The sequence below is a fragment of the Blastococcus sp. HT6-4 genome, assembly GCF_039679125.1.
In the GTDB taxonomy this organism is placed as follows: domain Bacteria; phylum Actinomycetota; class Actinomycetes; order Mycobacteriales; family Geodermatophilaceae; genus Blastococcus; species Blastococcus montanus.
The window spans coordinates 1,988,586-2,006,551 of record NZ_CP155551.1; the positions used below are offsets into that span (position 1 = coordinate 1,988,586).

At 74.6% G+C, this 17,966-nt stretch carries 18 protein-coding genes; 10 read left to right on the forward strand and 8 right to left on the reverse strand.

Translation table 11 applies throughout. The features are described from left to right. Positions 1-52: 52 nt before the first annotated feature. Positions 53-796, forward strand: a complete 744-nt coding sequence (locus tag ABDB74_RS09640; protein ID WP_346623598.1) for a beta-phosphoglucomutase family hydrolase — start codon at positions 53-55, stop codon at positions 794-796. Continuing rightward, complete coding sequence (locus tag ABDB74_RS09645; protein WP_346623600.1) at positions 793-3,156, forward strand: glycosyl hydrolase family 65 protein; 2,364 nt, start codon at positions 793-795, stop codon at positions 3,154-3,156. The genes ABDB74_RS09640 and ABDB74_RS09645 overlap by 4 nt, the downstream gene beginning before the upstream one ends. A gap of 89 nt (positions 3,157-3,245) precedes the next feature. Here the strand turns inward: ABDB74_RS09645 and ABDB74_RS09650 are convergent, their stop codons facing one another. Beyond that, positions 3,246-3,950, reverse strand: a complete 705-nt coding sequence (locus ABDB74_RS09650; protein WP_346623602.1) for a M50 family metallopeptidase — start codon at positions 3,948-3,950, stop codon at positions 3,246-3,248. Between the two features lie 119 nt (positions 3,951-4,069). Between ABDB74_RS09650 and ABDB74_RS09655 the strand changes: the two genes are divergently transcribed. Further along, positions 4,070-4,666, forward strand: coding sequence for an antibiotic biosynthesis monooxygenase (locus ABDB74_RS09655; RefSeq protein ID WP_346623604.1), 597 nt, complete (start codon positions 4,070-4,072; stop codon positions 4,664-4,666). Between the two features lie 7 nt (positions 4,667-4,673). Here ABDB74_RS09655 and ABDB74_RS09660 read toward each other — a convergent pair whose 3' ends face one another. Together ABDB74_RS09660 and ABDB74_RS09665 are read right to left on the reverse strand one after the other, a co-directional pair. After that, positions 4,674-4,868 carry a hypothetical protein gene (locus ABDB74_RS09660; protein ID WP_346623605.1) on the reverse strand — a complete coding sequence of 65 codons (195 nt, stop codon included), beginning with the start codon at positions 4,866-4,868 and terminating at the stop codon, positions 4,674-4,676. 74 nt (positions 4,869-4,942) lie between these two features. Next, positions 4,943-5,533, reverse strand: coding sequence for a hypothetical protein (locus tag ABDB74_RS09665; protein WP_346623606.1), 591 nt, complete (start codon positions 5,531-5,533; stop codon positions 4,943-4,945). 816 nt (positions 5,534-6,349) lie between these two features. Here ABDB74_RS09665 and ABDB74_RS09670 point away from each other — a divergent pair. Then, a complete protein-coding gene (locus ABDB74_RS09670; RefSeq protein WP_346623607.1) occupies positions 6,350-6,574 on the forward strand; it encodes a hypothetical protein in 225 nt (74 codons plus the stop codon). Positions 6,575-6,587: 13 nt separating this feature from the next. Here the strand turns inward: ABDB74_RS09670 and ABDB74_RS09675 are convergent, their stop codons facing one another. Then, a complete protein-coding gene (locus tag ABDB74_RS09675) occupies positions 6,588-6,995 on the reverse strand; it encodes a hypothetical protein (protein WP_346623608.1) in 408 nt (135 codons plus the stop codon). Between the two features lie 73 nt (positions 6,996-7,068). Here ABDB74_RS09675 and ABDB74_RS09680 point away from each other — a divergent pair, with 73 nt between their 5' ends. The 6 genes from ABDB74_RS09680 to ABDB74_RS09705 all read left to right on the forward strand — a co-directional run bounded on the left by ABDB74_RS09680 (position 7,069) and on the right by ABDB74_RS09705 (position 12,679). Continuing rightward, a complete protein-coding gene (locus ABDB74_RS09680; protein ID WP_346623609.1) occupies positions 7,069-8,256 on the forward strand; it encodes an aminotransferase class I/II-fold pyridoxal phosphate-dependent enzyme in 1,188 nt (395 codons plus the stop codon). Positions 8,257-8,310: 54 nt separating this feature from the next. Next, complete coding sequence (locus tag ABDB74_RS09685; protein ID WP_346623610.1) at positions 8,311-9,087, forward strand: glycerophosphodiester phosphodiesterase; 777 nt, start codon at positions 8,311-8,313, stop codon at positions 9,085-9,087. Beyond that, positions 9,084-9,974 carry a lysophospholipid acyltransferase family protein gene (locus ABDB74_RS09690; protein WP_346623611.1) on the forward strand — a complete coding sequence of 297 codons (891 nt, stop codon included), beginning with the start codon at positions 9,084-9,086 and terminating at the stop codon, positions 9,972-9,974. Before ABDB74_RS09685 ends, ABDB74_RS09690 begins: the two co-directional genes overlap by 4 nt. A 52-nt stretch (positions 9,975-10,026) precedes the next feature. Then, positions 10,027-11,382 (forward strand): MFS transporter, encoded by a 1,356-nt coding sequence (locus tag ABDB74_RS09695; RefSeq protein WP_346623612.1) that lies wholly within the window; start codon positions 10,027-10,029, stop codon positions 11,380-11,382. Beyond that, a complete protein-coding gene (locus ABDB74_RS09700) occupies positions 11,379-12,143 on the forward strand; it encodes a thymidine kinase (protein ID WP_346623613.1) in 765 nt (254 codons plus the stop codon). The genes ABDB74_RS09695 and ABDB74_RS09700 overlap by 4 nt, the downstream gene beginning before the upstream one ends. Positions 12,144-12,334: 191 nt before the next feature. Beyond that, complete coding sequence (locus ABDB74_RS09705; RefSeq protein WP_269194308.1) at positions 12,335-12,679, forward strand: RNA polymerase-binding protein RbpA; 345 nt, start codon at positions 12,335-12,337, stop codon at positions 12,677-12,679. Positions 12,680-12,799: 120 nt separating this feature from the next. Here ABDB74_RS09705 and ABDB74_RS09710 read toward each other — a convergent pair whose 3' ends face one another. The 4 genes from ABDB74_RS09710 to ABDB74_RS09725 all read right to left on the reverse strand — a co-directional run bounded on the left by ABDB74_RS09710 (position 12,800) and on the right by ABDB74_RS09725 (position 17,857). Beyond that, positions 12,800-13,303: an FxsA family protein gene (locus ABDB74_RS09710; RefSeq protein ID WP_346623615.1), complete on the reverse strand. Its 504-nt coding sequence runs from the start codon at positions 13,301-13,303 to the stop codon at positions 12,800-12,802. A gap of 60 nt (positions 13,304-13,363) precedes the next feature. Next, on the reverse strand, positions 13,364-14,137 hold the full coding sequence (locus ABDB74_RS09715; protein WP_346623617.1) for a polyprenol monophosphomannose synthase: 774 nt from the start codon (positions 14,135-14,137) through the stop codon (positions 13,364-13,366). Further along, on the reverse strand, positions 14,134-15,798 hold the full coding sequence (lnt, locus tag ABDB74_RS09720; protein WP_346623619.1) for an apolipoprotein N-acyltransferase: 1,665 nt from the start codon (positions 15,796-15,798) through the stop codon (positions 14,134-14,136). The genes ABDB74_RS09715 and lnt overlap by 4 nt, the downstream gene beginning before the upstream one ends. A 508-nt stretch (positions 15,799-16,306) precedes the next feature. Beyond that, positions 16,307-17,857 (reverse strand): amidohydrolase, encoded by a 1,551-nt coding sequence (locus tag ABDB74_RS09725; RefSeq protein WP_346623620.1) that lies wholly within the window; start codon positions 17,855-17,857, stop codon positions 16,307-16,309. Positions 17,858-17,966: the final 109 nt, after the last annotated feature.

The window sequence follows — 17,966 nt, forward strand, 5'->3', positions numbered from 1 at the left end:
TTCGTCGCCGTCCCGACACGTGCCGGGAGCACGGCGCCGGTAGCGTCGGGGCGTGCCTACTCCGCGATCGCTCGGCCTCCCGGACGGCGTCCGCGCCTGCCTGTTCGACCTCGACGGCGTCCTCACGCGCACGGCGACGGTCCACATGGCCGCCTGGAAGCGCACCTTCGACGAGTTCCTGCGCGATCGGGACCCGGGGGCCGGCGAGTTCACGCAGGAGGACTACAACCGCTACGTCGACGGCAAGCCGCGGGCCGACGGCGTGCGGGACTTCCTGGCCAGCCGGGGCATCACCCTGCCCGAGGGGGCGGCGGGCGATCCCGCGGACGCCGCCACGGTGCAGGGTGTGTCCGGCCGGAAGAACGTCCTGGTGCTGGCCGAGCTCGAGGAGCACGGCGTCGAGGTGTACGAGGGCTCGATCCGCTACCTGCGGGCGGCGAGGGAGGCCGGCCTGGCCACGGCCGTGGTGACCGCCTCGGCCAACGGCGGGCAGGTGATCTCCGCCGGTGGGTTCGCCGATCTCGTCGACACCCGGGTGGACGGCGTGGTCGCCCTCCGGGACGGACTCCCCGGGAAGCCCGCCCCCGACACGTTCCTCGCCGCCGCCCGGGCCCTGGGCGTGGCCCCGGAGAATGCGGTGGTCTTCGAGGACGCCCTCGCCGGGGTGGCCGCGGGGCGGGCCGGTGGTTTCGGGTTCGTCGTCGGCGTCGACCGGGTCGGGCACGCCGACGGCCTCCGCGAGGCCGGCGCCGACGTCGTCGTCACCGACCTCGAAGAGCTGCTGGAGCAGCCGTGACCGAAGGGCGGGCCATCTTCCCGATCGAGCCGTGGGCGCTCACAGAGGTGGGCCTGGACCGGGACTCCCTCGGCGCCCACGAATCGGTCTTCACCCTGGCCAACGGCCACCTGGGGATGCGCGGGTCGTTCGAGGAGGGCGAGCCGGTCGTCGTCCCCGGCACCTACCTCAACGGCTTCTTCGAGGAGCGGCCGCTGCCCTACGCGGAGGCCGGCTACGGGTTCCCCGAGATGGGGCAGACCGTGGTCAACGTGACCGACGGGAAGCTCATCCGGCTGCTGGTGAAGGACTCGCCGCTGGACCTCACCTACGGGGAGCTGATCGACCACCGGCGCACCCTCGACCTGCGCGCCGGGGTGCTGCGCCGGTCGACCGAGTGGCGCTCCCCGGGCGGCCGGACGGTGCGGGTGACCAGCACCCGCCTGGTGTCGCTGGCCCGCCGTTCGATCGCCGCGATCGAGTACCGCGTCGAGGTGGTCGACGACCTGGGCGACCTCTACGTCGCCCTCCAGTCGGACCTGCTGGCCAACGAGGACGGGCCGGGGACCGGTGTCGACGGCGATCCGCGGGCGGCGGCAGCGCTGGCTCACCCGCTGCAGTCGGAGCTGGCCGCCGCCCGCGGCCGCCGCGCGGTGCTGGTGCACAGCACCCGCCGCAGCCGGCTGCGCATGGCCGCCGGCATGGACCACCTCATCGAGGTCCCGGACAGCTGCACCGAGGACATCGAGGCCTCCGCCGACCTGGCCCGGTACACCCTGGCCGCCCGCATCCCGCCGGGTGGCTCGCTGAGGCTGGTCAAGTTCCTGGCCTACGGCTGGTCGTCCCGCCGCTCGGAGGCGGCGCTGCGCGACCAGGTGGAGGCCGCGCTGGCGACCGCGAAGCTGGCCGGCTTCGACCGGCTGCTGCGCGAGCAGCGGGAGCTGCTGGACCAGCACTGGGCCGAGGCCGACGTCGAGATCGAGGGCGACGACGAGCTCCAGCAGGCCGTGCGGGTGGGCATGTTCCACGTCCTGCAGGCGGGGCTGCGCGCGGAGCGCCAGCCGATCCCGGCGAAGGGGCTCACCGGCCCCGGGTACGACGGACACACCTTCTGGGACACCGAGACCTACGTGCTGCCGGTGCTCACCTACACGGCGCCGAACGCCGCCCGCGACGCGCTGATCTGGCGGCACTCCATCCTGCCGCTGGCGCGGGAGCGTGCCCGCATCCTCGGCCTGCGCGGAGCGGCCTTCCCGTGGCGCACCATCCGGGGGGAGGAGACGTCGGGCTACTGGCCGGCGGGGACGGCGGCCTTCCACATCAACGCCGACATCGCCGACGCCGTCGTCCGCTACCACGGCGCCACGCTCGACGAGGCGTTCGACCGCGACGTCGGCGCCGAGCTGCTGATCGAGACCGCGCGGCTGTGGGCGTCGCTGGGGCACTTCGACGCCGAGCACGGGTTCCGCATCGACGGCGTCACCGGCCCGGACGAGTACACGGCCGTCGTGGACAACAACGTCTACACCAACCTCATGGCGCAGCGGAATCTGCGCGAGGCGGCCGCGGCGGTGCGCCGGCAGCCCGACGTCGCCGAGCGGCTGTCGGTCACCGAGGACGAGGTCGAGACCTGGCGGCGGGCGGCCGACCTCGTGGCGGTGCCCTACGACACCCGGCTGGGCGTGCACATGCAGTCCGACGGGTTCACCCACCACGAGGACTGGGACTTCGACGCGACGCCGGCGGAGCACTACCCGCTGCTGCTCAACTACCCGTACTTCGAGATCTACCGCACCCAGGTGGTCAAGCAGGCCGACCTCGTGATGGCGCTGCACCTGCGCGGCGACGCGTTCAGCCTCGAGGAGAAGATCGCCGACTTCGCGTACTACGAGGCCCGCACCACGCGGGACTCGTCGCTGTCGGCCACCCAGCAGGCCGTGGTCGCCGCCGAGACCGGGCACCTCGACCTCGCCTACGAGTACTGGGCCGAGGCGGCGCTGACCGATCTGCAGAACCTGCACCAGAACTCCGGTCACGGGCTGCACATCGCCTCGCTGGCCGGCGGCTGGACGGTCGCCGTCGCCGGGTTCGGAGGGCTGCGCGACCACGGCGGCCGGCTGTCCTTCGCCCCGCGGCTGCCCGCCCAGCTGAGCCGGCTGCGGTTCCGGGTGGTCTACCGCGGCCGGCGGCTCACCGTCAGCGTGGAGCCGACGAAGGCCACCTACCGGCTGGTGGACGGCGACCCGCTGGAGATCGGCCACCACGGCCGGCGAGTGTTGGTCGACCACGCCGACGTGGTGCTCGACATCCCGCCGCCGCCCCGGGTGGACCCGGTGCGCCAGCCGTCGGGCCGCGCACCCCGGCGGCGCGCCCGCCGCTGACGCAGCCACACCCACGCCCGGCCCTGCGGCCGTCGGCGCGACCTCCCATCAACCGTTATCCCCAACAACAATTCGGCTGAACCGGTGGTTCAGCCGAGTAACCACCTCACGCCCAGAACGAGCGCACCGACGTCGACCGCCAGGAAGACCCCCACCCAGAACACCGCCGGGAACGGCGTCAGCCGGGCCAGCTGGTCGGCGTCGGAGTCGCGGGCCCCGCGACTCCGACGCGCCGTGTGCAGCTCCAGGACGGCGCGGGGCGCGGCAAGGAGGAGGAACCAGGTGGCCAGGGCCGCGAACGCCGCCTGCCCCTCCGGTGGCAGCCACCAGGTGACGGCGAGCACCAGGCCGCCGGTCATCAGCACCGACCACAGCCCGTACCAGTTGCGGATCTGCACCAGCAGGAGGGCCAGCAGGGCGAGCAGCGCCCAGAGCAGGCCTGTCGCGTGGCCGGCGGCGAGCAGGGCCGCGGCGCCCAGGCCGAACAGCGCGGGACCGGTGTAGCCGGCGGCGCAGGTGAGCACCATGCCGAGGCCCGTGGGCCGCCCGGCGGAGACCGTGAGCCCGGAGGTGTCGGAGTGCAGCCGGATGCCGGCCAGCCGGCGGCCGGCGGCGAGCGCGACCAGGCCGTGGGCGCCCTCGTGAGCGATGGTCACGACGTTGCGCGCCGGGCGCCACAGCGTGGGGGAGAGGACCAGCAGCGCGGCCGCCGCGGCGGCCGCGAGCAGCACCGCCGTCGGCAGCTCGGGCACCGTCGCGGTGACGCGCGCCCAGAACCGCGCCAGGACCTCCACGCCCGGCAGTCAATCGCACGCGGCCGGCCGGGTTGGGACGGCGACGAGGGTGTCGGGGGAGGCAGGGCTCACACCGGTGGGGGTGAGGCGTCAGGACCGCGCAGGCCCATGCTGGAGACATGACGACGTCTGCCTCCGTCGCCCGGGACGACCTCCCGGTGACGGTGTCCTTCACGCGCCGGGCCGACCCGGCGCACGCCCGCGAGATGACGGCGTGGATCCGCGCCGGTCTCAGCATGGCGGAGAGTTTCCCCGGCTTCCTCGGTGCCGGCTGGGTGCGGTCCCGGCGGGACGCCGACGAGTGGCACATGCTCGCCCGCTTCGCCGACCAGCCGACCCTCGCCGCCTGGGAGGCGTCGTCGGAGCGGCAGTGGTGGCTCCGGTCGGCCCAGGGGCTGGCCGAGGTCACCTGCACCGAGCGGCGCACCGGGATCGAGGGGTGGTTCGACTCCCCGGTGGCCGAGGAGGTGCGCACGTCTCCCGCGCCCGCTACGCCGCCGCGGTGGAAGCAGGCGGTCACCATCTGGCTGGTCTTCTTCCCGGTGAACCTGCTGGCGACGATCACGCTCGGCGCCGCGCTCGCGGACGTGCACGTGGTGCTGCGGGTGTTCGCGGTCACCGTGGCGCTGACGCCCGTCATGACCTACCTGCTGCTGCCGTGGATCACCGCCCGGCTGCAGTGGTGGCTGCAGGGCAGGCGCTTCCGGGACCGCTGAGCGGCGCTCAGTTCCCCGGCTTGACCGCCTTGCCGCGCTCCCGCTCGGCCTCGTCCGCCTCGTAGACCCCCGGGGCTGCCGCAGCCGTGCCGGCGTCGTCGGTGCCGGGGGTGACGGGCTTGGCGGTGAGGTTGTCCGGCCCGGGGGAGGGGGTGCCGCCGGGCTCGTTCCTCTCGTCGGTGTCGGGGCGTGCCTCGCTCATGGGTCCTCCTCGTCTCGGGGTCTGCCTCCGGGGCGCTACCCGGAGACCGGCGGCGGAACCGGGGGACCGGTCGGTCAGCCTTCGCGGGTGAACAGCCAGCGGGCGAAGACGGCGTCCGCGTAGAGCTCCGTGCACCAGAGGACCGACACCCGGAACGCTCCCGGTGGCACGACCAGCAGCGGGCTGGCGTCGGTGGCCGCGCCTTCGTCGAGGTCACCGGAGTCCGGCGTCGGACCGGGGGTCTCGGGGAGGAGGAAGGCGCCGTCCTCACCCGTCCCGTCCAGGGCGGCGCTGATGAACGCCAGCCGGCCGCTCGGCACGGGCACCACGTCGCCGACCTGGTCGTCGGACGCCGGGAACGACAGCGCGGCGTCGAGCGTCCCCCGGTAGTCACCCGCGCTGGCCTGCACGACGGCGACGCTGCCGTCGTCGCCCCGGAAGACTTCCAGCCACCCCTCGTCGCCGACCTCCGGGTCGGTGAGGACGACCGCTGCGGTGCCCGGTCCCAGCGGGATGCCGGTGAGGTCGTAACCCAACTGCGGCACCAGTGCCTCGTAGGCCTGGTCGCTCAGCCCTCGCCAGGAGGGCAGCAGGTCGCCGTCCAGGGCGAGGAAGGGTTCGCCGTTGGTCCAGCAGCGGCCGACGTGGGTCCAGACGGATGGCATCCCGCCATCCTCCCGCAGCGGCCGCGGGGGCACCGCCCGCAGCGATGTCTGGCGGTGCGATGTGCACTGCCCCTCCGGGCGGTATCGCTTCGTGCCGAGCAGATGGCGTGAGGACGGAGCAGGGATGTGGCCCGGTCACCAACGCGGTGATGCGAGACGAGCGGTGGCCGCGTGAGCAAGAACGGTCACCAGCGCACCGTAGGGCGGCGGTGGGACCACGTGGAGGAGGCTCGCGGCGTCGGCGCCTGGTCCGCCGGGCATCCGAGGGAGAGGTCGCGGCGTCTCGGCCTTGCGTGGATCCTAGGGCAGGAGCAGCTCCTGCAGGCTGCCGCCGACCTGACATAACGTCGATTATCGGCGCGCTGTCCCGGCGCGTGGAGAGCGGTTGATGATCATGGACTGTCGCCAGATGTCGACCGCCGGACCGGACGGTGTTCGACCCGGCCGTCGACCGTGACCGGCGTGCGCCGTGACCATCCGGACGGCTGGGCGGTGCCGACGGCGAGCCGGCGGCCGGCCTCTCCGTCATGACCGCCGGCGGGCGCCGGCAGGTCCCGTGACGACCGGCGCCTCTGTCGATGACTCCCCCGTGAGTTGATCTTGACTGCTGAGTCGATCTTGATGGGTCGGCGGCTCTCCATGGCCGGTCCCGAGTCGGCCGGATCCGCGCCGGAGCGCCGCCGAGTCGGGATCGGCTCCCCCGGACGCCGTCGCCCCCATCCGCTCACACCACCGCCATTACGTCACTGTGACGTAAGGCCGGTGGTGTCGCAGGTTCGACGGGCGGCGGCCTGCTGACGTTCGTAGGGTCGGGTCATGAGAATCCGACGACCGCTCACCGCCCTCCTGACATCCCTGGCGCTGTTCGGCGGCGGCGCCACGCTGACCGCGTGCCAGGCGGCGGGGCAGGACCAGAACGACGGGGTCACCGACGGGGAGATCGATCAGCTCGACCCCGAGGAGGCCGACCGCGAGAACCTGCCGGACGTCAGTGACCCGGAGGTCGGGCAGGACCTGGACGACGACGTCCAGGGCGACTGAGCGGAGCGTCGGTTCAGCTGGAGCGCTCGGTGACCCACAGCCGGTCGAGCCGGCCCGTGGAGTGCACGAGGTCGGCCAGCGCGCGCTCCAGCTCCGCCTTGGTCGGCCGCTCCTCGAGCATGGTCTGGACGTCTTCCAGCGCGCACCGCAGCTGGAACAGCCGGTCCTGCAGGCCGTCGAGCTCGGCCCGCGACACCAGGACGACGTCACCGGGCAGCCCAGCCTTCGCCGTCGCGGCACGCTGCTCGTAGGCCCGCTGGCGGCACGCCTGACCGCAGTACAGCCGGGGACGACCGACCGACCCCTGCTGGGGCAGGACCCGGCGACACCAGCCGCACCGGCGCTGCTCGTCGCTCCCCCGGCTGGGGAGCGGGGCGACGGGGACGGGGACGGTGCTGCCGGATGCGTGCTGCTGTGCCACGCCTGCGCACGCTAGACGTCGGCACCGACAGCTCTCGGTGACACGCCACACCGGCCACGGAAGGAGGGCCCCGATGCCCCGCCAGGACGAGCCGCTGGACCTGTCCCCGGTGTTCGACGCGCTCAGCGAGGAGGGCCTGCGGGCCGCCGGCAGCCTCAAGTGGACCCGGTACGGCCGGGCGCTCGGCGCCTTCGTGGCGGAGATGGACTTCGGCACCGCACCGGAGGTGACCCGGGCGCTGGCGGCCGCGGTCGAGGGCAGCCGGTTCGGTTACCTGACGCCCGAGGCGGCGGCGGAGATGGCCCGGGCCTGCGCGTCCTGGCAGGCCCGGCGGTACGGCTGGTCGGTGCCGCCGGAGTGGGTGACGCCGCTGCCCGACGTGCTGGCCGGGCTGCAGGCGGCGATCGAGCACTTCAGCCCGCCGGGCAGCCCGGTGGTGCTGCCGACGCCGGCGTACATGCCCTTCCTGTTCGTCCCCGGGTTGCTGGGCCGCGAGGTCATCGAGGTCCCGATGGTGCGGCGCGCCGGCCGGATGACCTACGACCTCGACGCGGTAGCCCGGGCCTTCGACGCCGGGGGCCGGCTGTTCGTGCACTGCAACCCGCACAACCCGCTCGGCCGGGTCTTCACCGCCGACGAGCAGCTGGAGCTCGCCGAGGTCGTCGACCGCGCCGGCGCCCGCGTGTTCTCCGACGAGATCCACGCGCCCCTGGTCCTGCCCGGCGCCGTGCACCGGCCCTACGCGTCGCTCTCGTCGGTCACCGCTGCCCACACGGTGACGGCCACGTCGGCGTCGAAGGCCTGGAACCTGCCGGGTCTCAAGGCCGCCCAGCTGCTGCTCTCCGACGAGGCGGACGCCGCGCACTGGGCGGACGTGGGCTACCTGGCCGGGCACGGCGCGTCGACGCCCGGCGTCCTGGCCGCGACCGCCGCCTATGAGCGGGGTGGGCCGTGGCTGGACGGGGTGCTCCGGTACCTCGTCGGCAACCGGCGGCTGCTCACCGACGCGCTGGCCGAGCGGGCGCCGGGCATCGGCTTCCAGCCGCCCGAGGGCACCTACCTGGCCTGGCTGGACTGCCGCGGCCTGGATCTGCCCTCGCCGGCCGGCGCCTTCTTCCTGGAGCGGGCCGGGGTCGCGCTCGTCGACGGCGCGGAGTGCGGTGCCGTGGGCGCCGGGCACGTCCGGCTCAACTTCGCGACGCCGCGCCCGGTGCTGACCGCGATCGTCGACCGGATGGTGGCCGCGCTCGGGGGCGGCTGAGGCGGATCGCCGGGGCCTCGAGGGTCGCTCGGGCCCGGCCACTAGCGTGGACGCGTGCCTGCTGCGCGGTTCGCCTACCTCGACGCGCCGACGCCGCTGGCCATGGCGCACCGTGGCGGCGCCATCGAGCACCTGGAGAACAGCATGCCGGCCTTCGAGGCCTGCGTGCAACTGGGCTACCGCTACCTGGAGACCGACGTCCAGGTGACCGCCGACGGCGTGCTCGTGGCGTTCCACGACCCCAACCTGGAGCGGGTCACCGGGCAGTCCGGGCGGATCGACAGCCTCACCTGGGCGCAGGTGGCCGAGGCCCGCATCGGGGGGCGCGAGCCGATCGTGCGGCTCGAGGACCTGCTGGCTGCGTGGCCCGACGTCCGGTTCAACCTCGACATCAAGGCCGCCGGCGTGCTGGCGCCCCTCGTCCGCCTGGTGCGCCGGATGAAGGTGACCGACCGGATCTGCCTCGGTTCCTTCTCCGACGCCCGCATCGCCGCCGCCCGGCGGCTGTTCGGCCCCACGGTGTGCACCTCCCTGGGGCCGCGCGGGGTCGCCGCGCTCCGGCTGTCGTCCTACCAACCGCGGGCCGCGGGGCTGGTGCGCATCCAGGCCGGGTGCGCGCAGGTCCCCCTGCAGCTCGGCGGCCGGGCGCTGGTCGACGAGCGCTTCCTCGCCGCGGCCCACGCGCGGGGTCTGCAGGTGCACGTGTGGACGGTCGACGATCCCGCCGAGGTCGAGGTGATGCTGGACCTGGGGGTCGACGGGATCATGACCGACCGCCCGGCCATGCTCCGGGAGGTCCTCGAGAAGCGTGGCCAGTGGGCGCCACGGTGAGTCCCGCGGAGCGGCTGCGCGCCTGGCGACCCCGCACACCTCCCCTGCCGCAGGACCTGGCGGACCTCGTGCGGGCCGACGACCCCGAGTGGTTCGCCCGCGAACTGGCGATCGCGGTGGCGCCGCCCTGGTGGGTCTGGCGCTTCCTGCTGCGCCGCTTCTCCTGGCTGGTCGGCATCTTCGGCCGGGTCGAGGTCAGCGGCAGCATCCCCGAGGAGCTGCGCCGCGGTCCGCTGCTGCTGGCGGCCAACCACATCGGCGACTTCGACCCCTTCGTCGTCGCCGTCGCCCTGCACAAGCTGGGCGTCACGCCCCGGATCATGACCACCGGCGGGATCCTCGCCGCCCCGGTCGCAGGCGCCCTGCTGGAACGGACCGGCGCCATCCGGGTCGAGCGCGGCACCGAACTGGCCCGCCACGCCGTCCGGGTCACCGAGGTGGCCCTCGTGCACGGCGGTCACGTCGTCGCCTACCCCGAGGGCCGGGTGGGCCTGGCGCCCGATCTGTGGCCGGAACGCGGCCGCACCGGCATGGCGCGGCTGGCCCTGGGCCTGCGGGTGCCGGTGATCCCGGTCAGCCAGTGGGGCGCTCACGAGGTGCTGCAGTACGGCAACGACTGGGGGAAGCTGCGCACCGCCGTCCGCGCCGTGCTGCGCCGCCCGGCCCTGCGGGTGCACGTCGGCCCGCCGGTGGTCTTCGACGACCTGCAGATGGGGCGGGTCGGCGACGCCAACCGGGCCCGGATCCGGATCGCCGCCGCCCTCACCCGCGGTCTGCGCCCGCTGCGCGCCGACGAGCTCGAGGCGCCCGCGTTCACCGACCCGACGCGGCCGACCGGCGCCGTCGCGGCGTTCCCGGGAGGCGTCGTCCCGGAGGACATCCCGTGACCGGTGGGGCCCGGTGCTGGACCGGCCGTCCCCTGCCTGGCAACCTGCCGCGGTGACCACCGCCGCCGCTCCCGCCGGCTCGCCGGTGCCGCCGGTCGATCGCGCGCTCCGGCGCGAGCGCTTCGGCTGGTACTCCTACGACTGGGCGATGTCGGTCTTCAACACCTCGGTGACGACCGTCTTCCTCGGGCCGTACCTGACCGCCATCGCGCGCGACGCCGCCGGCCCGGACGAGCGGCTGTCGTTCCTCGGCCTGTCGATCGCGGCCGGCAGCTGGTTCTCCTACGTGCTCTCGGCGTCGGTGGTCCTGCAGGTGCTGGTGCTCCCCCTGGCCGGCGCCGTCGCCGACCGCACCGGCCGCAAACGCGAGATGCTCGCCGGCTTCGCGATCCTCGGGGCGCTCGCCACGACGGCGCTGTTCTTCGCCGGGGACGGCCGGTGGCTGATGGGTGCTCTCCTGTTCGTCCTGGCCAACATCGCGTTCGGTGCCGCCACGGTCGTCTACTACTCCTGGCTGCCCGACCTGGCCGGGCCGAACGAGCGCGACCTGGTCTCCAGCCGCGGCTGGGCGTTCGGCTACGTCGGCGGAGCCCTGCTGCTCGCCGTGCACCTCGGCCTGGTGGTCGCCGCCGAGGACCTGGGGCTGACCACCGGTGAGGCGGTGCGGATCGCCCTGGCCACCGCCGGCCTGTGGTGGGGCGCCTTCACCCTGTTCTCGGTGTCCCGCCTGCGCAACCGCCCGGTCGCGGCCTCCGCGGTGCGGTCGGGCAGCAGTTTCCGGCAGCTGGCCACCACGTTCCGGGAGATGCGGGCCTTTCCGCTGACACTGTGGTTCCTGGGGGCGTACCTGCTGTTCAACGACGGCGTGCAGACCGTCATCTCGCTGTCGGCCCTGTACGCGACCGAGGAGCTGGGCCTGGCCCAGGACGTGCTCACCGGTGCGATCCTGATGGTGCAGGTCGTGGCGGTCTTCGGCGCGCTCGGGCTCGGTCGCATGGCCGTGCGCTACGGGGCCAAGCGGGTGGTCCTCGGCGCCCTGCTCGCCTGGATCGGCGTGCTGTTCGCCGCGTTCTTCCTGCAGACCGGTGCGGTGGCGCAGTTCTACGCCCTCGCCGCGGTGATCGGTCTCGTCCAGGGCGGCACCCAGGCGCTCTCCCGGTCGCTGTTCAGCCAGCTCATCCCGGCGGGCAAGGAGGCCGAATACTACGGCTTCTACGAGATCAGCGACCGCGGGACCAGCTGGCTCGGCCCGCTGGCCTTCGGGCTGACCTACCAGCTGACCGGCTCCTACCGGCTGGCGATCGTCAGCCTGGTCATCTTCTTCGTGGGCGGCTTCATCGCGCTGGCGGCCCTGCCGATGCGGCGTGCCGTCCTGGCCGCCGGGAACACGCCCCCGGAGCGCCTGTGAACCCGGACGGCGATCGACCGGCCGCGGAGGACGCCCGCTCCCCCGTCCTCCCCGCGCTGTCGTCCGTGCCGGCCTCGGGCGACCGGCGGCGGCACCCCGCACCCGCCCACCTGCGCTTCTTCCACGGACCGATGGACTGCGGGAAGTCGACCCTCGCGCTGCAGATGGACCACAACCAGAGCCGGCAGGGGCGGAACGGGTTGCTGGTCACCCAGGGCGACCGCTCCTCGGCCCCGCAGATCAGCTCCCGCGTGGGCCTGTGCCGGGCGGCCGTGGAGATCGACGGCGGGACCGACCTTCGGCTGCTGGTCCGCGACCGCTGGGCGGGTGGGCACCGCGTGGACTACCTCATCGTCGACGAGGCGCAGTTCCTCTCCCCCGGCCAGGTCGACCAGCTCGCCGAACTCGTCGACGAGTCGCACGTCGACGTCTACGCCTTCGGCCTGACCACGGATTTCCGCACCCGGCTCTTCCCGGGCACCGCCCGGCTGCTGGAGGTCGCCGACGACGTGCAGCGCATCCAGGTGGAGGTCCTCTGCTGGTGCGGGCTGCCGGGGCTGCTCAACGCCCGGGTGGTGGACGGGGTGATGGTGCGGTCCGGGGAGACCGTCGTCGTCGCCGACACCGCGCCCCCGGAGCTGCCCGGCGCGGGGGCGGGCTCCTCCCCCACCGTGCGCTACCAGGTGCTCTGCCGCCGGCACTACGTCCGCGGTGAACTGGGGCCGACGGCGGCCGGTCCGGGGCAGCTGGCCCTGCCCTGACCTGCCGGTCTCACCCGGTCGGGGGGCGGTGACCGCCGGGATCCCACCCCATGCGATGATGAACAGCCGATTCGGCGGAATCTCTCCGCCTTTTCCGTCGTTGATCTCTCTGACTCCCCGGTTACCTGGGTACTGCCCTGGCCACCGGACGTCGAGTCCCGACCGACACAAGCACGAGAGGACGGTGTGCCATGGGTGAGCGTTCCCTGCGCGGCAGCCGACTGGGCAGCGTCAGCTACGAGACCGAACGGAACACCGCGCCCATCGAGCGGCAGTACGCCGAGTACCGGTGCCCGTCGGGCCACCTGTTCACGGTGCCCTTCGCCGACGACGCCGAGCTCCCCGACACCTGGGAGTGCAAGTTCGACGGCTCCGCGGCGAAGCTGGTCGGTGGGACCGAGCCGACGCCCAAGAAGGTGAAGCCCCCGCGGACCCACTGGGACATGCTGCTCGAGCGCCGCAGCGTCGAGGACCTCGAGGAGGTCCTGGCCGAGCGCCTCGAGGTGCTCCGCGGCCGGCGGACCCGCGCCAGCTGACCCCAGCACGACGACGAACGGCCCCGGTGGGACTCCCACCGGGGCCGTTCCGCATCCGGCGACAGCCGGGGTGTCCCCGGCACGCCGGAGCTCGGCTCCCGGGTGCTCCGGTGGCCGGGGTCAGCGGCCGTCGGGGTCGCGGAGGACCTCGCCCTCGATGACCAGCGGCCTGCCGGGACCGCCGGCGTCGGGCCGGTCCACCGGGGCGGTGCGGGTACTGCCGACGCGCACCGGCCCGCGCAGGTGCGGGGGAACGCGGCTCAGGACCAGGCGGGTCAGCACGCGTCGCACCAGCCCGCGGGTGCCCGGCAGCAGGCACAGCAGCCCCACGAGGTCGCCGAGGAAGCCGGGGAGCACCATCAGCAGACCGCCGACGGCGACCAGCCCGGCGTCGCCCAGTTCGCGGCCCGGGCCCTGGCCCGACCGGGCCCGCGCGCGGAGGTCGGCCAGGGCGCGGGTGCCCTGCCGGGCGAGCAGCGCCCAGCCGAGTGCGCTGGTGACCAGCGCGGCCACGATCGTCCAGCCCAGGCCGATCCAGGCGGCGATCAGCACGAAGACGACCAGCTCCGCGACGGCCGCGAGCCCGACCACCATGCGCAGCCGTCGGCGCACCACCTCAGCCACGACGGTTCCTCCTCCTGCTCGCGTGCCCGTCCCCGAGCGGCGGCCTCGCCGTCGCCCGGGCTACCGCCCGGCGTCCTCCGCCGGTCCGTTCACCGGTGGGCGCACCAGGCCCGGCAGCCAGTCGGCCAGCCGGTCCTGCACACCCCACACGGTCACCCGGGCCCATGCTTCCTTAACGATCGAACCGCTCATCTTGCTCCTGCCGAACTCGCGTTCGGTGAAGGTGATCGGCACCTCGGTGACGCGGGCCCCGGAGCGCAGGGCCCGCCAGGCCCAGTCGACCTGGAAGCAGTAGCCCTCGCTGGCCACCTGGTCGAACGGCAACCGCTCGACCAGCTCGGCCCGGGCGGCCCGGAAACCGCCGGTGGCGTCACGCAGCGGCAGCCGCAGCGCCCACCGCGTGTAGCGGTTGCCGGCCCGGGACAGCAGCAGCCGGTGCAGCGGCCAGTCCTCCACCCGGCCGCCGTCGACGTACCGGGAGCCGAGCACGAGATCGGCGTCGGCCACCGCCGCGAGCAGGTCGGGCAGCTGCTCGGGCGGGTGGGAGCCGTCGGCGTCCATCTCGACGAGCACCTCGTACCCCCGCTCCAGTGCCCAGCCGAACCCGGCCACGTAGGCGCGGCCGAGACCGCCCTTGGCGCTGCGGTGCAGCACGTGCACCCGCGGGTCGGCGGCGGCGAGGGTGTCGGCGAGCTCGCCGGTGCCGTCTGGTGACCCGTCGTCGACCACCAGTGCGTGGGCGTCGGGCACGCTGGCGTGCAGCCGCTCCAGCACCCGCGCCAGGTTCTCCACCTCGTTGTACGTGGGGATGATGACCAGCACCCGGTCGCTCACGCGGCACTCCCCTGCCGCGACCGGGCGGACCGCAGGCCGCCGAGCACCGCGCCCGCGGCGAGCGCGGTGAGCAGCCACTCGGGCCCCGCTCCCAGCCGCTGCGCCACGGTGACGTCGTCGCGCTGGGCGATGTCGGCGACGAAGACCGCGGGCTCGAACAGCTCCGAGGACCGGACCACCGTCCCGTCGGGGGCCACGATCGCCGAGATACCGCTGGTGGCCGCGACGGCGACCGCACGGCCGTGCTCGACCGCCCGCACCCGGCTCATGGCCAGCTGCTGGGCGCTCTCGTCCGTGTAGCCGAACGTGGCGTTGTTGGTCTGCACGACGAGCATGCCCGCCCCTCCGTCGACGACGTCGCGCACCAGGTCGTCGTAGACCACCTCGAAGCAGATCAGGTCACCGAGGCGGATCCCCCCGACGTCCAGCACGCCGACGTCGTCGCCGGCCGCGAAGTCCCGCCGCACGAGGTCGACCTTCTCGCTGAAGAACCGGAAGAAGTCCCGCGCGGGGACGTACTCGGCGAAGGGCACCGGATGGCGCTTGACGTAGGTGTCGCCCGGCCCGTCCTCCGGCGTCCAGACGATCGCCGTGTTGCTGATGAACTCGCCGGGGCCGTCGACGACGGCGCCCACCAGGATCGGCGCACCGACGGCGTCCGCAGCACGCTGGATCTGCGCCGCGGCGTCGGCATTCCGGTACGGGTCGATGTCCGAGCTGTTCTCCGGCCACAGGACGACGTCGGGCTGCGGGCGCTCCCCGGCGGACACGTCCGCGGCCAGCAGGAGGGTCTGCTGGACGTGGTTGTCGAGCACCGCCCGTCGCTGGGCGTTGAAGTCCAGGCCGGCGCGCGGCACGTCTCCCTGGATCACCGCGACGGTGGCGGTCGGCCCGCCCGCCGTCAGGGAGCTGCCGGGCAGCGGCAGCGAGGCGAGGGCGCCGACCAGCGGGACCGCGAGCGCCCCGGCGACCCATGGCAGGGCCGCCCGGAGGCCGCCCCGCCGTTCCCCGGCCGGGGCGCCGGAGGTCCGCCAGGCACGGACCAGCGCCAGGACGGCGGCCGCGAGCAGGGTGCCGGTGAGGGCGACGGCGAAGCCGACCAGCGGCACCCCGCCGTACGCGGCCAGCGCCAGCAGGGGGCCGTCGGTCTGCGAGAAGCCCAGGCGGCCCCACGGGAAGCCGCCGAAGGGGAACCGGCCGCGGAGCGCCTCGTCGGCGACCCAGAGGGCCGCGGCCCACAGCGGCCAGAGGGGCAGCCGCGTGGTGAACGCGGTCAGGCCGCCCAGCAGGGACAGGAACAGCGCCTGGCTCACCGCGAGCGCGAGCCAGGGGAAGGCGCCCACGTAGATCCCGGTCCACGAGAGCAGGGGGACGAAGAAGGCCAGGCCCATCACGAGGCCGAGCCAGAGGCCCGAGCGGACGCGCTGCCCGCGGGTCGCCAGCGTCAGCGCTGCCGGTCCGAGGACGGCCAGCCAGGCGAGGCCGTGACCGGGGAAGGCGAGGAACATGGCCAGCCCGCCCGTGGCGGCCAGCAGCGTCCGCCACGGCAGGCGCACGGGGCGGCGGGACGTCGTCCCCTGCTGTGCCGGCTGCCCGGGAGCACCGGGCCCGGGCGGCCGCGCGAGCGTTCCCGTCGCCGGCCCGCCGTTGCCTGCGGGCACGCAGCGCCTCCTCGGATGCCGCCGCCCCGCGGGGCGGATCGTCCCCGCACCGCTCGGGCGGGGTCCGGACCGCTGGTTGCGCGGTCCCGACCCAGCATCCCATCCCGGACCGGCGCGCGAGCGGGCGTGCATCCCTGCACGCCGCGGAGCCGCTCGTCCGGGCCACCGTTCCCGTGCCGATCGCGCCGGCGGCAACCGCATGCGGGCGCCGCGCCTTCGGGCCGGACGGCCGGTCGCTGGCGGCGAGCGGCGCGACCGTTGTCTGATGGCGCGGGTCCACGTGGGCTCCGCCGGGTTGCCCGGCACCGTGTCCTCCGGAGGCCCGCCGCTCCCCCGCGACCCGGGTGACGTGGCCGGCACAGCCGGGCCGCGCCGGCCGGAGGGACCGCACGCGCCTGCCGGGAGAGCACGGTGCGGTGCTTCCGGTCAGGAACTGCAGGGACTGTAAGAAGGGCAGCGGTCGGTATCGAGACCTGCGAGGGCTTCGAGTCGCAGTGTGATCAAATCGTTACTGATCGCCGTGGCCCACCGGCTCCCCGTCCACGACCAGCAGATGGCACGCCGGCCGGCCCCGGTCGGCGAGGACCTGGGACAACCCCTCCCCGGTCGCCCACACGGCGAGGTCCGCGGGCGCTCCGACGGCCAGCGGGCCGAGGGGGTGCTCGGCCCGGGCGGCGTGCCAGCCCCCGTGGGTGGCCGCGTCGAAGGCGTCGAACGGCCGCAGTCCGGAACCGGGCGTCCGGTGGTCGACGGCGGCGTGCACCCCGCCCCACGGGTCCAGGGGAGTCACCGGCGCATCGCTGCCCAGGGCGAGGGCCACCTCGCTCTCCGCCAGGTCGGCCAGCGGGTTGGTGGCCAGGGCCCGTTCGAGCCCCAGCCGCTCGGCGTACATGCCGGCGCGCCCGCCCCAGGCGGCGTCGAAGGCCGGCTGGACGCTGGCCACCATGTCCCAGTCACGCATCCGCGCCATGACGGAAGCCGACGGCATCTCCAGGTGCTCGAGCCGGTGCCGGCAGGCGCGCACCGCGGACGCCCCCAGTTCGGCGACGACGATCCCCACGGCCTCCAGCACCTGCTCGACGGCGGCGTCCCCGATGCAGTGGAAACCGGCCTGGAGGCCGGCCGTGGTGCAGGCGCGGACGTGCTCGGCCAGCGACGCCGTCTCGAACCGGAGGGCGCCGCAGGTGTCGGGCCGGTCGGAGTAGGGGGCACTCAGCGCGGCGGTGTGCGACCCGAGGGCGCCGTCGCAGAACAGGTCTCCCCCGGCTCCGGCCAGGCCGAGCTCGCGCACCAGCTCCAGCCCCCCGCGCTCGGACAGCTCACCCCAGTAGCCGAGGACCCGTGGGCCCGGCTCCGCGCCCGCCAGCGCCAGCAGGTTCCGGAGGTCGTCGGCCGAGGAGACCTCCGGGCCGGCCATCTCGTGCAGGCTGCCGATGCCCAGGGCCGCCGCGGCCGCCCGGGTGGCCCGCTGGGCGGCCGTGCGCTGCGCACCCATGACCGCTCCGTAGGCGGCCTTCCGGGCCGCGTGGTGCGCGTCCAGCCGCAGGCGACCGTCGGCGGCGAAGCCGGGGCGACCGGCGATCCCCGGGACGCCGTCCAGCAGCGCGGTCGAGACGGTCGCGGAGTGGACGTCGACCCGCGCCAGGTAGACCGGGCGGTTCCCGACCGCGGCGTCGAGGTCGGCCCGCGTGAGACCACGGCGCTCGGGCCAGGCGGTCTCGTCCCAGCCGGTGCCCAGGACGATCCCGTCGGGCACCGCCTCGGCGTGGGCCCGGAGTGCGGCGACCGCATCGGCAACGCTCGAGCTCGAGTGGAGGTCGAGACCGGTCAACGCCAGCCCGGTGGCGGTGGCGTGCACGTGGGCATCGACGAAGGCGGGCGTCAGCAACGCCCCCTCCCCCGCGATCACCCGGTCGGCGCCGGGCGCGTCGGCCGCATCCCCCAGCCACGCGATCCGCCCGGCACGGACGTACAGCGCCCGGCCGGCACGGTCGCCGATCCGGACGTCGGTGAGCAGGAGGCTCGCGCGGGCGTTCGCGTCCCCGCCGGGTGTCGTCACGTCCGCCGTCCTCTCGAGCCCCGGCCACCGCCGGGAGCAGCGGGGCCGGCACAGCAGACCACGGCCCCTTCCGCCGCTCCACCGGCAGGGCCGGCCGGGGCCCGCTGCG